The 14,693-nt window shown below is 44.8% G+C and carries 15 protein-coding genes; all 15 read left to right on the forward strand.

Going from position 1 to position 14,693, the window contains the following annotated elements; translation table 11 throughout:
• Positions 1-10: 10 nt before the first annotated feature.
• Positions 11-679, forward strand: a complete 669-nt coding sequence (locus KKC46_08525; protein MBU1053860.1) for a methylenetetrahydrofolate reductase C-terminal domain-containing protein — start codon at positions 11-13, stop codon at positions 677-679.
• Positions 676-1,602 (forward strand): methylenetetrahydrofolate reductase, encoded by a 927-nt coding sequence (locus KKC46_08530; GenBank protein MBU1053861.1) that lies wholly within the window; start codon positions 676-678, stop codon positions 1,600-1,602. The genes KKC46_08525 and KKC46_08530 overlap by 4 nt, the downstream gene beginning before the upstream one ends.
• A gap of 17 nt (positions 1,603-1,619) precedes the next feature.
• On the forward strand, positions 1,620-2,009 hold the full coding sequence (locus KKC46_08535; GenBank protein ID MBU1053862.1) for an FAD-dependent oxidoreductase: 390 nt from the start codon (positions 1,620-1,622) through the stop codon (positions 2,007-2,009).
• Positions 2,010-2,078: 69 nt separating this feature from the next.
• Positions 2,079-2,537, forward strand: coding sequence for a hydrogenase iron-sulfur subunit (locus KKC46_08540; GenBank protein MBU1053863.1), 459 nt, complete (start codon positions 2,079-2,081; stop codon positions 2,535-2,537).
• 10 nt (positions 2,538-2,547) lie between these two features.
• Positions 2,548-2,868, forward strand: coding sequence for an IscA/HesB family protein (locus tag KKC46_08545; protein MBU1053864.1), 321 nt, complete (start codon positions 2,548-2,550; stop codon positions 2,866-2,868).
• Between the two features lie 48 nt (positions 2,869-2,916).
• Positions 2,917-5,337, forward strand: coding sequence for a hydrogenase iron-sulfur subunit (locus KKC46_08550; GenBank protein MBU1053865.1), 2,421 nt, complete (start codon positions 2,917-2,919; stop codon positions 5,335-5,337).
• 589 nt (positions 5,338-5,926) lie between these two features.
• Positions 5,927-8,230, forward strand: a complete 2,304-nt coding sequence (locus KKC46_08555; GenBank protein MBU1053866.1) for a molybdopterin-dependent oxidoreductase — start codon at positions 5,927-5,929, stop codon at positions 8,228-8,230.
• A gap of 14 nt (positions 8,231-8,244) precedes the next feature.
• Complete coding sequence (locus tag KKC46_08560; protein MBU1053867.1) at positions 8,245-8,484, forward strand: 4Fe-4S binding protein; 240 nt, start codon at positions 8,245-8,247, stop codon at positions 8,482-8,484.
• 30 nt (positions 8,485-8,514) lie between these two features.
• Complete coding sequence (locus KKC46_08565; protein MBU1053868.1) at positions 8,515-9,657, forward strand: AAA family ATPase; 1,143 nt, start codon at positions 8,515-8,517, stop codon at positions 9,655-9,657.
• An 11-nt stretch (positions 9,658-9,668) separates the two neighbouring features.
• Complete coding sequence (locus tag KKC46_08570) at positions 9,669-10,124, forward strand: hypothetical protein (GenBank protein MBU1053869.1); 456 nt, start codon at positions 9,669-9,671, stop codon at positions 10,122-10,124.
• A 55-nt stretch (positions 10,125-10,179) separates the two neighbouring features.
• Positions 10,180-10,575, forward strand: coding sequence for a hypothetical protein (locus KKC46_08575; GenBank protein ID MBU1053870.1), 396 nt, complete (start codon positions 10,180-10,182; stop codon positions 10,573-10,575).
• A gap of 56 nt (positions 10,576-10,631) precedes the next feature.
• Positions 10,632-11,156 carry an NAD(P)H-dependent oxidoreductase subunit E gene (locus KKC46_08580; GenBank protein MBU1053871.1) on the forward strand — a complete coding sequence of 175 codons (525 nt, stop codon included), beginning with the start codon at positions 10,632-10,634 and terminating at the stop codon, positions 11,154-11,156.
• Positions 11,157-11,270: 114 nt separating this feature from the next.
• Positions 11,271-13,115 (forward strand): SLBB domain-containing protein, encoded by a 1,845-nt coding sequence (locus KKC46_08585; protein MBU1053872.1) that lies wholly within the window; start codon positions 11,271-11,273, stop codon positions 13,113-13,115.
• Positions 13,116-13,131: 16 nt separating this feature from the next.
• Positions 13,132-13,815 carry a (2Fe-2S)-binding protein gene (locus KKC46_08590; protein ID MBU1053873.1) on the forward strand — a complete coding sequence of 228 codons (684 nt, stop codon included), beginning with the start codon at positions 13,132-13,134 and terminating at the stop codon, positions 13,813-13,815.
• A gap of 455 nt (positions 13,816-14,270) precedes the next feature.
• Positions 14,271-14,693, forward strand: a 423-nt coding sequence (locus KKC46_08595) for a (2Fe-2S)-binding protein (GenBank protein ID MBU1053874.1), incomplete at its 3' end; no start/stop codon positions are given.

Consider the following 14,693-nt stretch of genomic DNA (forward strand, 5'->3'; position numbering starts at 1 on the left):
GAGGTGAAACATGATTGTTGCTGATAGAAAACCCCTGTCTGAAATACTGGATATGATCGCGGACAGGAATAAAATACTAATTATAGGATGCAAGGGCTGTGTAACTGTCTGTAATGTCGGTGGGGCCAAAGAAGTGCAGATACTTGCGGCATCACTGAATATTGTCAGGAAAAAAGAAGGGCATCCCCTTGAAGTTGATCAAATAACCATAGAAAGACAGTGTGACCCCGAATATATAGAACAGGTAAAATCTACGATAAATGATTATGATGCGGTTATTTCAATGGCCTGTGGTGTGGGCCCGCAATTTCTGTCCGAAGCCTATCCGCAGCAAAAATTCTTTCCGGCTGTAAACACCAAATTTTTCGGAGGCGCAACGTCACACGGTGTCTGGGAAGAACGCTGTGCGGGGTGCGGGACATGCGTAATACATAATTTCGATGGTTTATGCCCTGTAGCGAGATGTTCCAAGAGTCTTATGAACGGACCCTGCGGCGGCAGTTCCAGCGGTTATTGCGAAATCAGCAAGGAAGTACAATGTGTCTGGGATATGATCGTAAAAAAGAAGATGGAGCAGGGAAGACTTGATGATTTACTTTGTTTTACTCCTGCCAAAAACTGGCGGACATCAAGAGATGGCGGCCCGCGAAAATCAGTAAGGGAGGAGCTTGCCATATGAATGATATAAAATCCGGCAGTAATCTTGAAAGAGTCTTGAAATCGGGAAATTTTGCCTTTACCGGTGAATGCGGGCCTCCCAAAGGAGCTAATGTAGAACATCTTAAAGAAAAACTTGCTTTCCTGAAAGGTAATGTCGATGCAGTCAATATTACCGATAATCAAACGGCAGTTGTAAGAATGTCCAGCTGGGCGGCTTCAGCTATTGCGGTTTCAGAAGGTGTTGAGCCGAATTTTCAGATGGTTTGCCGCGATAGAAACCGTCTATCTATGATGAGCGATGTTCTCGGCGCTTATTCCATGGGCATCAGAAACATGCTGTGTCTGTCAGGAGATCATCAGATATTCGGGAATCATCCGGAAGCTAAAAACGTTTATGACATAGATTCCATGCAGCTTATCAATCTGGTTAAAACCATGAGAGATGAAGGAAAGTTTTTAAATGGAGAACCAATAGACGTTTCTCCGAAAATGTTTATTGGTGCAGCCAGTAATCCGTTTGCAGATCCTTTTGAATTCCGTGTTTACCGCCTGGCCAAGAAGATTAATGCAGGAGCCGATTTTGTACAGACTCAGTGTATCTACAATATGGACAAATTCAGAAAGTTTATGAAAATGGCTGTGGATATGGGTTTATGTGAAAAATGCTATATTCTTGCAGGAGTAACTCCTTTGAAAAGTGTAGGTATGGCCCAGTATATGGCAAAGCAGGTTCCTGGCATGGATGTCCCGCCTGAGCTGATTGAGAGATTAAGAGGCGCCGGAAAAGGAAAATATGCCGAAGAAGGCATAAAGATCGCCATAGAACAAATTGAAGAATTCAAGCAAATGGAAGGTGTTGCAGGCGTTCATCTGATGGCTATCGAATGGGAACACAGAGTTGCCGAGATTGCCGAAAAAGCAGGCATGCTGCCAAGACCTTAAAAAGAGAGGAGAGATATATGAGTGAAAATCCTGTTGGCGCAATACTTGTAGTCGGAGGTGGTGTGGCAGGCATCCAGACTGCTCTTGATCTGGCGGATTCCGGTTATTTTGTGTATCTGGTTGAAAAAACTCCTGCTGTGGGAGGAGCAATGGCTCAGCTTGATAAAACATTTCCCACGATTGACTGCTCAATGTGTATTTTAGCACCCTATCTGGTAACTGCCGGCAGGCATCCGAATATAGAGCTTGTCACAAATGCGGAAGTCGAAAGTGTTTCCGGAAAGCCCGGAAATTTTAAAGTCAGGGTCAGGAAAAAAGCGCGCAGTATAATCGCAGAACGCTGTACTGGCTGCCGCGCCTGTGTTGATGCTTGTCCTGTGACATGCATGGTAGACACGGATGCATAATCCGTGGGAATTTAAAAGAGGATTTAAATCAATATTGATTAAACAAATATCATGATAAGGAGAAATATCATGTCAAATTGGCAACCAAATATAATAACGTTTTTGTGCAACTGGTGTACATACGGAGCAGCTGATATGGCGGGAGTGAGCCGTCTTGAATATCCGCCCTATATCCGGATTATAAGGGTTCCGTGCAGTGGACGTATCAGTCCCAAATTCATACTTGCCGCTTTCAGAGAGGGTGCCGACGGCGTATGGGTCTCAGGATGTCATCCAGGAGACTGCCATTTTATAGAAGGAAATTACTATGGTCGACGCAAGTTTGCGCTGATGAAAAGCCTTCTGGAACACACCGGCATCGAGCCTGGAAGACTGCATTTTTCATGGATATCATCAGCCGAAGCAACCAAATTTGCCGATGTGGCATGGGATGTATGTAAAAGTGTGGAAGCCCTTGGGCCCTCTATAAAAATGAACAAGCAACGAGCTCATATGTCACAAAACCGGATATCACAGAATATTGTTTAAAGGAGGAGTCATGTTTACTGTCACAGAAGCAGCTCAAATGGAGCTCAAATCCTTTTTTAAGGTTAAGGAGATGCAACTACAGCCTGTTCGGATCTTTATCAACCAGGGCGGATGCAGCGGCCCGCAGATGGCGTTGGCTCTTGATGAAAAAAGAGATAATGATTCAACCTTTAGAGTTGACGGAATCCAATACCTGATCGACAGAGATCTTCTGAAGAAGGCCCAGCCCATCAGCGTAGATTATGGCTCAAACGGGTTTATTGTTACATCCGATCTTAAATTTGAAAGCGGATGTTCAAGTTGTGGCTCCGGTGGTGGTTCCTGCGGTTAGTGAGCGGTTTAGATTGATAACATAAAAAAGTAGAAAAAGGATATTTTGTTGGAAACCGTGTTGCATCAAGAAAGTAGAGAATCTGAAGAAATACGAATCGGCGTTTATATCTGTCATTGCGGTTTAAATATAGCAGGTGTGGTGGATTGTGACAAGGTTGCGACTTATGCAAAAGAACTTCCACATGTAGTACTTTCGCGCCATAACGGTTATACCTGTTCGGAACCCGGGCAAAAACAGATCAAAAAGGATATTGTTGATCATAATCTAAACAGACTGGTGGTTGCTTCCTGTTCGCCGCGACTTCATGAACCTACGTTCCGGCAATGTATTTCAGAAGCCGGGTTAAATCCTTATCTTTTGGAGATGGCTAACATTCGTGAACATTGTTCATGGGTTCATGGAAATGACAAGGAGGGTGCCACAAAAAAGGCCTGTGATCTTGTTCGTGCTGCCGTAGCCCGTGCAAAGCATCTTACTTCGCATACGGAGGCTGAAATTCCCGTCAACCCTTCCACGCTGATTATCGGCGGCGGGGTTGCCGGCATTCAGGCTGCTCTGGATCTGGCCGATGCTGGTTACCGGGTTATCCTGGTTGAAAAAAAGCCGAGCATTGGTGGCATTATGGCCAGCCTTGACAAGACTTTTCCTACCATGGATTGTTCCATCTGTATTCTAGGCCCCAAGATGACAGATGTTGGACGACATCCCAATATTACGCTGCTGACTTTTTCCGAGGTCAAGGCGGTAACAGGGTTTGTCGGCAATTTTCACGTCCGTGTGCTCAAGCATGCAAGGTATGTTAAGGAAGATATGTGCACTGCCTGCGGCGATTGTGCCGATGTATGTCCTGTAGTTGTTCCTGATGCTTTTGATGTTGGTCTGAGTTACAGAAGAGCTGTTTATTCCCCTTTCCCACAGGCAGTACCGTCCGCCTATCTGATTGATATCGAAAATTGCCTCGGATATAATCCTGTTGTCTGCGGAAAGTGCGTTGAACGATGCGAGAAAAAATGTATCGATTTTCACATGAGCGATGAGGAACTCGATTTTGAGGTAGGTACGATTATCGTAGCAACGGGTATGGATGTTTATGACCCTACCGTGCTTGATGAATACGGCTACACGCGGTTTGAAAATGTTTTGACCAGCATGGAATTTGAACGAATCATAAATGCCGGTGGCCCCACAAAGGGAGAGGTTTTCCGAATTACCGACAGAAAGCGGCCTAAATCAGTTGCCTTTATCCAGTGTGTGGGGTCCAGGTCTCTTCAGAAAGGAGAAGCGTATTGTTCCAATGTTTGCTGTATGAACACCATCAAATGCGCTTTTATGCTCAAGGAACATTTCGAAGATATTGAAGTAAAAGTATTTTATATCGATATCCGTGCTTTCGGCAACGGCTTTGAAGAACTGTACCGCCGCACACGGCGTATGGGAGTAAAATATATCCGCAGACTTCCGGGAGCGATAGAAGAAGATCCGACAAATGGTGATCTTATACTATCGGTGGAAGGTTCCGAAAGTTTTGATATAAAAAAACATCGTGTGGATATGGTAGTACTTGCCGTGGGTGTAAAGCCTCCCGATGATATGCACAAAATACAGGAGATGCTTGCTCTGCAAAAAAATTCGGATGGTTTTTATCTGGATGCGCATCCCAAGCTTATGCCTGTTGATTCTGCAATAAGAGGTGTTTTCTTTGCCGGTTGTGCCGAAGGTCCAAAAGATATTAAAGACAGCGTCACACAAGCATCGGCAGCTGCAGCGCGCGCCATCCGGCTGATGAATCCGGGCACTCTGAAACTCGAAGCGATAACCGCAGAGATAGATCCGGGAAAATGCACTTCCTGCGGATTATGCCAAAAGATCTGCCCATATAACGCTATTAGTATGGATGAACGGCGAAAGACTCCTGCTAAAGTTACAACCGCCTCATGTTCGGGTTGCGGCACATGTGCGGCGGAATGTCCCGAGGCCGCCATACAGATGCATCATTTCACCGATCAACAGATAGAGGCGCAGATTGATGCTCTTCTTGAGAAAGATCCGGGGGAAATCATCCCGGTTTTTGCCTGCAACTGGTGCTCCTATGCGGGCGCTGACTTTGCCGGGGTATCAAGACTTCAATATCCTGCAAATACACGATTGATCCGGACAATGTGTTCCGGAAGAGTTGGCGAAAATTTCATTCTCCGGGCGTTTGCAAAGGGCGCCCCGGCAGTTCTTATATCAGGTTGCCACTTAGGCGACTGTCACTACATTAATGCCAACCACTGGACAGAAAAGCGAATAAACAGGATGTGGCGTAAAATGGATAAGCTGGGCATAAGCCGGGATCGGCTTCAGCTTGAGTGGATCAGTGCCACCGAGGGAATTCGCTTTAGGAACACAATGGAAAAAATGGAACAAATACGAAGATCCGTTACCGCCGAAGAAATTGCCAAAACACAGGAAATCCTGCAGTAGAAGACCTGTAATGAATAGCAAATAGGGAAAATCGATTATTTATTTTGGCATTTAAGCGAATCTATCATGTCTTGTTAAATTACTCATGCATTTTAGCGAGGAGCAATAATTATTTTATATATAATTCGGTATTACGAAAATAAATAACCGATATTCTAAATATTGATACTATTATTCTAAATACAGAATAATAGTACTGTGTTTTTGATTATTATTTAGCTTTATAATTATATCATATTGAAATATTGATTATTTTATATATTGGCACGATTTAAGCATATCAATTACTATTACAAAAACAGTATGTAGTATACACTTGAATCGATATAAATTTTAAATAATACAGATAATATTAACTTATCCTGCTGATACTGTAATAACTTAATTATAACGGATGTAACATCGTGTTTCTATTTTTCCGATTTATCTGAGAAAGTACAATAAATTGCTACCCGGGTTTGGTAGGCGCAAGGTAAGACCGAAAGATCATGTCTAACTTTTTAATTGTATAATGTATTTTTCTTTGATGTTTCCCTTTCTTTTTTACCTGCGCGCATCATAATAAATTTAATTTATGGAGGATTAAAAAATGCCGGTAGAAATGGTAAAAAAAGAAATAAAGAGAGAAATAAAAAAACCCTTTTGCCACATGAGTCACACTCGCTGTGGTATGCTGGCAACGGTTGAAGACGGAGTTGTTACCCATATTGAGGGTAATCCTGCCACTCCAGTAAACCAGGGCAAGCTTTGCGAGCGCTCTAAATACGCCCTTGATTTTCACAATAGCCCGAATCGAGTCAATTATCCGATGAAACGGGTGGGGCCGCGCGGTTCCGGTCAGTTTGAGCGGATTAGCTGGGATCAGGCAAATCAGGAGATTGCCGGCAAGTTGAAAGAACTCATTGCCAAGTACGGACCGGAGTGCATATGCAACAACGCAGGCACCGGCAGAACCGATATTTGGGAGCGCGATCTGTTTTTCAATATGCTTGATGCTCCTAACTCAAGCTCCGGGGGCTCCCAGATTTGCTATTCGCCCTCGCTGTGCGCCGATACCATAACCTACGGCCAGTTCGCTGTTTCCCAGGTTATGCCGAGGACAAACTGCATAGTATGGTGGGGCAAGGACAGCGCTGAGTCGGGAGATTTCCCGGAGCATTGGGGTTTCTGCGATCTTTTGCCGATTACACATCCCAAGATGATCGTCGTTGACCCGCGATGCACTGACTACGCCCGCAGGGCCGATCACTGGCTTCCTTTGCGAAACGGAACTGACGGTGCCATGGCGCTTGCGTGGCTTAATGTTATCATCACTGAAGAGCTCTACGATAAGGACTTTGTTGCCAAATGGGTCGCCGACTTCGATAAACTCAAGGAAGCAGTAAAAGACATGACGCCCGAAAAAGCCGCCGAGATTACATGGGTGTCGGCGGAAAAGATCGCTGCTGCTGCGCGCTGTTATGCAGAGTGCGCGCCGGAGGCCGCCTTCCTCTTCGGTCTTGCCACCGATGCTTCCGGATACAACAGTTTTCAGACCAACCGCGCTAAGGGACTTATCCGCGCGATCGTAGGGAGTCTGAATAACCCGGGCGGCACATATCTGACCCCTCCGCACAATGCGAAGTTTCACAACACAGCAGAGCTTTCACACCCTGAGATCGTATCGCAGAGACAAAAAGACAAAACATTGGGCATGAACCGTTACAAGTTAGGCGGCCGCATCGGCTACGATGAAGCTGCACGCGTTCAGAAAAGAATTTTCAAGAAGGATTATATCAATATTCAGGGCGCTTGCTGCAGCTACAGCTCATCCTATCAAAATATTGCAATGCTGACCGGACAGCCTTATCCTGTGAAAGCTTTCTTCGAACAGGGAAGCCACGCCTACACCAACCAACCCGAATCCAAGACGCTTCATAAAGCTTTGCACCAGTGCGAGCTGATCGTAATTCACGAATATGTCTGGTCTGCCAGCGCTTGTATGGCGGATTACGTGCTTCCTTCCGCCGACTTTCTGGAGAAGGCTCTTGCATGGCCTTACCCGCTGTGGGGTCTTTGCAACGACATGTTCTGGTTTGGTGAAAAGGCTATAGAGCCTCAGTACGAACGCCGCGATTGCTACACGTTCTGGAGAGAACTTGCAAAGCTACTGCATCCGAAAGAAAAATGGGAGAAGTACTATCCGTGGGAAACTACCGAGGATACCTATGTCCACATTATGAGTCCTCTCGGCTACAAAACATACCAGGAATGTCTGGACAAGCCGTATATCCCGTCGCCGGTTCCGATGTGGCATGAAGAAAACGATCCGGAAACCGGCGAGGTCTTAGGTTTTGCCACACCAAGCGGCAAGGTGGAGTGTTTCTCGAACACCGTTGCAAAGTTTTTTGACGACGAGTCTGCTGTGCCGTTCTTCGAGGAGCCGTTTGAATCACCGGTAAGGACTCCCGATGTCTTTGAGGAATATCCGCTGATCATGTGTGCCGGCGCTCGGTTTATGCCTTATTATCTTTCCGACCATCGCGGCGTTAAAGGCTTTCGTAACCGTTATCCCGATCCGTATTTTCAGATTCATAACGAAACAGCGGCAGAACTCGGTATAGGCGACGGCCACTGGTGCTGGATCGAAAGCCGTAGAGGTCGCTTCATGCAGCGCGCCAAGCTGTGCTCGGATATTCTTCCCAAGACAATCTTTGCCCAGCATGGCTGGTACTATCCTGAACTTCCTCACGAGGAGCCTTGGACCGTAGGTTGGTTCATGTCCAACCCGAATGTTGCCTTGAGCAATCATCCCGACCACAACGACCCATATCAGGGTGGTTGCAATATCAAGGGCTCTCTGGTTAAGGTTTACAGGGCCGGTGAGCCTCCGTTTAACACCTGGACGAAGTGATTTGGGGGGAACCGTTGGCAAAAAAACTTTTAGCCTATAGAATACAGATCAAATCTGATAAGTGTCAAAATTGCGGAAAGTGTATTGAGGTTTGTCCGAAGCAGTATATTATCTTTGATGAGGAATTGAATAAAACAAGACTTAAGCGGGGTTCCGTCTGCGTTGGATGTAAAAAATGTAGGGCAGTATGCGCCTATAAAGCTATTGTGATTGATCCTGTAATAGATGGAAATTGGCATATACCCATGCGATAGTATTAATGAAGTTAATAAGGGGATTTACATATGTTGAAGAAGATTCATTTGGAAAACTTTAAGGCGCTTAAGAATATTGATCTTGAGTTTGCGAAGTTCAATGTACTGACCGGCTTAAATTCTACAGGCAAGACATCGGTGTTGCAGTCGATGGCGTTTCTTAAGCAAAGCATCAGCAGAAAAGAGATCATGTATAACGATTACCTGTTGCGTTTAGGAGAATACCGCGAAGCCGTTCATAAACACGATATGAGCCTGCCGATAAGAATAAAGGTATCGCTTTCGAACTCATCGGAAGATCTTGACTACGATGTAACAGCCGCTGCAAAAGCAACTCGCGAGGAGTTTTTCATCAATGGCGAATCGGCCTGGCACTGGGATACCCAGGCTCCCGGGGTGGTGGAGCCATGGGATCGGGTTTTTCTTGGGCAGGCGGCCAGCGGATATGGAGGCGGTGTGTTCGCAGCGACCACCGAAATGGAGTTCAAAGTTACAACCGTTCTTCAAAAATTTATGGCCGATTGGTTCGAAAATATGCTTTATCTCTCCTCGAACAGAGGTTTTACGAAGTATAGTTACCCCCTGCTTGCCGGCAAGCCGTCGATAGAAGACGTTTCAAAGCGTGCGGGAGATATGTCGCTTCTGGAGGAATGGCTTGCCAATCTGATACTATTCAGGATCAATGAAGCAAAGAGATACCCGGATGCCAAAAAGCAACTCGATGTGATGTCGGAGAGGCTGAGCCGCTTGGGAGTTGATGCGAGTCCGTATGTATTGGGAGGGCCAAGCGTTGTGATCGACCTTACCGAGGGCGACATGTGGGTAAGCGCCGTGAACTCAGGTTACGGGATCAATCAATCGGTATCTTCGATCATTCTGGGCACGCTTTTTCCCAGTCAGACACTGATTACAATTGAGGAACCTGAGATGCATTTGCACCCGCGGATGCAAAAAGCTGTGACCGGAATTTTCGGTGATATCTGCAATGAGGGGAAACAGGTAATCATCACATCCCATTCGGTGCATATGCTACAGAGCCTGCGGGAGCTTGTAGAAAACGGCACTTTGGCGCCCGAGGATGTCAAGGTATACAATTTCGAGAAGTTGGAACGGGAGACAAAGGCGAATAATATCGATATAACCGATGAGAAACTCCTGAATTCTCTTTTTTAAGGCTGGTGCAAATGCCCATTAATTTTGAAGATACATTTAAGACCCTGAAAGAAGCGAGGCAGAAGTTTGTGCTTGCCTTGTCAATGGAACCGGCACAGCGCGATGGGCAAATCAAATTGGCCTTTTTCACACTATATGAGTCGGCGCGGTTAGCTAATACCATGTATGTGGCAAGAAAGCATTATGCTATGGAAGACGGCGGCCTGTTGAGTTGGGCAAAAAGTGAATTTCAGCAAATTACCGAAACTATATATCTTAAGTACTACCGTCAGGGGAACTACCCCAAGCAGGACCTCGAAGCTGATTTTGAGCGCTGGTTTGAAAGAATAAGATTACATATCAACCGGCTTCACGAGGGTTTTAAGATAGAAAAAAGCAGTACAAAAGCTCGCGACTGGATGGACAATAATAATAAAAAATCACCGATGGGCATGCCCGGTCGCAGCAAGAAGCACAATATTTTATAGACAATTGATTTGGCAGCAGGCATGCAATATCTGTAAGGTTCCGGGAGGTAGTTATTTGCAAATAAATGACCCATATGAGACTACAGGCAAGCTTTTTTTTCTTAACCTGACTAATGGAAGGCATGCGTTAATCGGCTTGTCTTTCGAAGATTATGCAGAGTTGCTTACCCGCGGTTTTGGGGATGAAGAGGTATATGTTACGATTAAGAAAGCAATTTTCGGAATAGAGTATGCCCAACACGTTCCCACATATAAAATGCGTGCGGACTTGTGCACTATCAGGATGGATGGACAACCGAAGTATCAGCTATTAATAGATAATGCCGGCATTGAGGAGCTGAGCACCCGGGGGTTTGTAGATGATGAGAAGGTCTCTCTCATCATTGAAGTTTCACCTTCCAGGCGGCCTGCAACGCCTCTTGATCCCAGCAATATTAAGCTTGATTTCTGATTTTAAACATTTGCGAATTAATAAAATAGAAGAAAATAAATCAGGACGGGTCCTTTTTGTTGACTACATATGAAATTGACGATTTTGTAAATGAAAATCCGGATAGTATTCGGAAGAAAACCGGTGAAGCTATAGGTGAGAGTTTTTTGGCCGCAGATAATCTCATTTTTCTTCTGCAGCAGGTTCAAGGAATGTTCGGCTATTTGCCGCGCGAGGCTATTTTGGAAGTGGCCAAACTTCTCAATATACCGGCAATTGATGTATATAGTGCTGCAACTTTTTACCATCAATTCAGATTCAACAAACCGGGCCGTAAATCGATAAAAATATGTACAGGCACAGCCTGTCATTGCAGAGGAAGTAATAACATCATGGATCTCTGGAAGAACAGACTTGGCATAGATAAGGGTGAAACAACACTTGATGGCGAATTTGATCTTGACGGTGTACCTTGTGTCGGGTGTTGTGTGATGGCGCCGGTGATTAAAGTTGATGGTGAAATATATGGAAAGTGTAAACCTGCTGAAGTAGATAATATACTGCTATCCAGCGGATGGCAGGCAGAAGACGAAGACAGGTAATATAATAGCGTGAAACCACCTGAGTCGTCAAATATTACCTCTGCCTTTCATAAAATCAAGTGTAATTCCGAAGCCAATTTGAGGAAAGTATGTGATAGTGGCCGGACAATAATAATGGTAGGAACTGCTACCTGCGGCAGGTCGGCAGGTGCCATGGAGACGTTTGATGCAATAAAACAAGAGATCGAAGATAAGAATCTTGACTGCTCTGTCATTGAGGTCGGCTGCATTGGCCACTGTTATGCAGAGCCGCTTGTAGTGGTCAGCAAACCAGGGGTTTCTCCCACCTGTTACCGGCATGTGGATACCGTTATTGCCAGAAGGCTTATTCGTGAATGTATTGTTAACGATAGGCAGCTTGAGGAATATGTGTTGGGGATTTTGGATACAAATGATTCTCTGTGCTGCTTTACCCAGATTCAGAGATCCCGATATGAACAAAAAATCGTGCTCAAGAACTGTGGCATAATTGATGCCTGCAGCATCGATTACTACATTGCTGCAGACGGCTACTCATCTCTTAGAAAAGCCTTGCAGATGCAGCCTGAAGAAATTATTGATGAGATCAAGCGGTCCGGACTTCGGGGCAGAGGGGGTGCCGGTTATTCCACAGGGCAGAAGTGGGAAACCTGCTTTAACGCGCCTGGGTCAACAAAATATGTAATATGCAACGGTGATGAAGGCGATCCGGGAGCGTTTTTAGATCGTACGCTTTTAGAAAGCGATCCGCATTCTGTAATTGAGGGAATCATTATTGCCGGTTATACTATTAGAGCAAGGCAGGGTTATATCTATGTTCGTGCTGAGTATCCGCTGGCAATTGAACGCATACAGACTGCTCTTGAACTGGCGAAACAATATGGTCTTATCGGTGAACATATTCTCGGCAGCAGTTTCAGTTTTGATCTGAAACTTTTTCAGGGTGCGGGGGCGTTTGTCTGCGGTGAAGAGACCGCTCTCATATCATCCTTAGAGGGAAAACCCGGAATACCCAGGCACCGGCCGCCCTATCCGGCGTTTAAAGGACTGTTTGGAACCCCGACGCTTGTTAACAATGTAAAAACCTTGGCCTATGTGCGCCACATTATATCAAAGGGAGCGAATTGGTTTGCAGATATCGGCACCAAGGGAAGCAAGGGAACCGCCATTTTTGCCCTTGCCGGCAAAGTCGTAAATACCGGTCTGGTTGAGGTACCCATGGGTACCACTTTGCGACAGATTATCTATGATGTTGGTGGCGGAATTGCCAATGGCAGGCAATTTAGGGCAGTACAAATAGGCGGTCCATCGGGAGGGTTCCTCCCTGAATCTGTCCTTGATACGCCTGTGGATTTTAGCACGCTCATTGAACTTGGCGCAATGATGGGCTCAGGAGGTATGATTGTTCTTGATGAAGATGACTGCATGGTGGAGATGTCACGCTATTTTCTCGAATTTACTCAGGAGGAGTCTTGTGGCAAATGCACGTTCTGTCGGCTTGGGACCAAACAAATGCTGGCTATGCTTACCGACTTCACCAAGGGCCAGGGCAGAATTGAAGATTTGGATATACTCTATGAGCTTGCCCATGATGTTCGTGCAGGGTCACTGTGTGGTCTTGGCAAGACCGCACCGAATCCAATACTGACAACTATGCGCTATTTCCGGGATGAATATGAGGCCCATATAACTCAAAAATACTGTCGGGCGCTGGTGTGTAATGATTTGATCTCCTTTCACTTCAGGGATTACAGATGCAGTACGGCATGTCATGTATGTGATAATCTGTGCGATGCGGTCAGCTATAAAACTATGTGGGACGGCTTGATAAACATAAGATATAATAAAAAATTTATCGATCAGAATAAATGCAACAAATGCAGTATATGTTTGTATATCTGTAATGCAACTGATATTTCTCCTTTTGTTAAGGTTTCGCCTGCCGACAAGATAGCTGATAAAAATAGTGTTAAAACGTAGGAGTATTTCAGGATAGATGGCTTCATCAATTTCAATAACTATAGACGGCAGCAAAATTATAGCTCCGGAAGGTGAGAGCCTGCTTTATACGGCTCTTAATAATGGATGCTACATTCCACATCTGTGCGCTATAGAAGGAAGCAGCTCGCTTATCTCTGCCTGTCGTTTGTGTTTTGTTGAAATAGAAGGTCAAGATGACCTGGTCAGTGCCTGCACCGCAAAAATTACACAGGGAATGGTAGTTAACACGCAAAGCGCAAAAGTTCTGCGATTGGTTCGTACCGGTTTTGAGCTTCTCATGGCTTCTCACCTGGTAGAGTGTGCTGCTTGCTCCAGCAAAGGGTCCTGTGAGCTTCAGAGAATAGCTAAACATCTGGGGATAAAACTGACATCCGACCGTTTCCGGAAAATAGTTAATGATGTCAAAGCTGATGAAAGCAATCCGGCGTTTATTAATGATACGAGAAAATGTGTTCTTTGTGGCCGCTGTCTTTGGGTATGTCGGGAGCAACTTGGCAAGAATATGCTTGGGTTTGTTCACCGGGGTTTTGATCGAGTGGTTGCGACGTTTGCCGATGAGTGTGAGATTGAGGCAAAATGTCGTGACTGCGGGGAATGTACGAAAGTTTGCCCAACAGGGGCTTTAACGGCAAAGTTCGGCGAGAGGTTAGTTGAGTTTGAAGGAGCGGCTTCGGCCTAGACAACATCGACGAACCTTTTGCTGTCTATCTACTTATATAAAAACTATATTTGGACAAAAGTGATGAAAAATAAAAATATAAGGATTGGCCGATATTCCTTTAAAGAATACATATCTGCCTGTCAGGGTAGCCCCCTTTTTAATTATGATAATTGCCGGTATGCCTAAATAATCAATAAAATAATTCAGAGTAATACGTTTACAATCAAATAATCCCAAAATCCATATCCATCTCAATTTAATCCTAATTTCCATATTATGCTATTTAGAAAATCAACACTAAGAATTCATAATTACTATAATCAAGTTCTGTCTGATTTATATTATCATTTTGACTTATTTATAATGTATATATAACAATGCTTTTAAAAAAGTTAGCTTGTGAACACATTCCTTTTATATATATCTGGAATGTTTTACTTAACAACAAATAAATACTTATATCGGAGCGATATATGTCAAAAGTATCTCTTACTATAAATGGTCAAACTGTTACCACGGAATCCGAAAGTACCCTCTTGCAGGCTGCTGTTCAGGAAGGGATTTTTATTCCAACACTTTGTCACAATCCATTGTTAAAACCTGAAGAAGCCTGCCGGATCTGTGTAGTCGAAGTGGAAGGCAAAAACAAGCTTATTGCTTCCTGTTCTACAATGGTTAAAGAAGCAATGGTGGTTCATACGGATTCTCCTCTTGTTTTGGAAACCCGCAAAGGAATTTTAACTTTAATGCTGGAGCAGCATTACGGAGATTGTGTATCGCCGTGTCATATGACTTGTCCCGGACATCTGGATATCCAGGGTTATGTTGCTCATATTGAAAGAGGCGATCCTATAGAAGCTCTTCGGCTGGTAAAAGAAAAGACTCCTTTTGCTGCA

It is taken from the genome of Pseudomonadota bacterium (genome assembly GCA_018817425.1).
GTDB lineage: Bacteria > Desulfobacterota > Desulfobacteria > Desulfobacterales > RPRI01 > RPRI01.